The sequence below is a fragment of the Rhodoferax sp. RT5P35 genome (assembly GCF_056521385.1).
Map to the genome: position 1 here is coordinate 1 of NZ_JBWMAX010000291.1, position 1,118 is coordinate 1,118.

1 protein-coding gene and 1 pseudogene are annotated in these 1,118 nt (G+C 66.5%); both read left to right on the forward strand.

Annotation, left to right across the window (positions count from 1 at the left end):
• The coding region (locus AC097L_RS25720) for a TIM barrel protein (protein WP_479589533.1) at positions 1–564 on the forward strand (564 nt) is incomplete at its 5' end.
• A 25-nt stretch (positions 565–589) separates the two neighbouring features.
• A pseudogene (locus AC097L_RS25725) lies at positions 590–1,118 on the forward strand (zinc-binding alcohol dehydrogenase family protein); the annotation flags it as partial.

Consider the following 1,118-nt stretch of genomic DNA (forward strand, 5'->3'; position numbering starts at 1 on the left):
GTCACCGGTGCGATGTGGCTCAAAGCCCGCGACACTCTGGCCCGCATCGCCGATCTGGCCGATGCCGAGGGCGTGACCTTCACATTAGAGAACCTGAACCTGCCGGTAGACCACCCCGGCGTGCCCTTTGGCCGGGCCGAAGACACCCTGGCCCTGGTGTCTGCCGTGAACCACCCGCGCCTGCGCCTGAATCTGGACCTGTACCACGCCCAGATCGGCGAAGGCAACCTGGTCGAACTCTGCCAACGCTGCCTGCCCTGGATTGGCGAAGTGCAGGTGGCCGACGTGCCCGGCCGCATGGAGCCCGGCACCGGCGAAATCAACTACCCCGGTATCGCCCGCGCGCTGCATGCCATGGGCTACCGCGGCCCGGTGGGCATGGAGGCCTTTGCCTCGGGCGACCCCGAAGCCGCGCTGGAAGCCTATGTGCTGCGCGCCGGGCCCGAGGACGATGCTCAACTGTTCAAGCTGTTTGCCGCCATCGAAGGGCGCAAGCTGCTGCTGTACGGCCCCACCCGTATCGGGCATTCGGCCACCCACGTGGTGCTCCCCCCGACGCATTGATTTTTGTAAGTGACCAAGGAAAAAGATGAAAGCAGCCATTATTTTTGAACGTGGAGCCCCGCCGGTGGTGGGCCAGTTCCGCGAACCCGAGCCGCGTGAAGGCGCTGTGCTGATCGACGTGGACACCGCAGGACTGGGCGGCTGGGACGTGCTGGGTGCGTACCGCCTGGGCGTGGAATACCCCTGCGTGATCCGTGGCGAGGGCGTAGGCCGCAACCCGGACGGGCAGCGGGTGTACTTTGGCGAGCGCTCGGTGCTGCCCTTTGGCGCCTGGGCCGAACGCACTTTGGTGCCTGCCGAAGAAGTCTGGGCCGTGCCCGACAACGTGGACGACAAAACCGCCATCAGCATGGGCATTGCAGCTACCGGGGCCATCGTGCCGCTGGAGCAGGCCAAGATCCAGAAGGGCGAAAACGTGTTGGTGCTGGGTGCCACCGGCACGCTGGGCCAGATCGCCCTGCAACTGGCCCGCCACCTGGGTGCCGGGTGCGTGGTGGCCGCCGCCCGCTCTGAAGAAGCCTTGCAGTCGCTGAAAGCGCGGGGCATTGCCGACG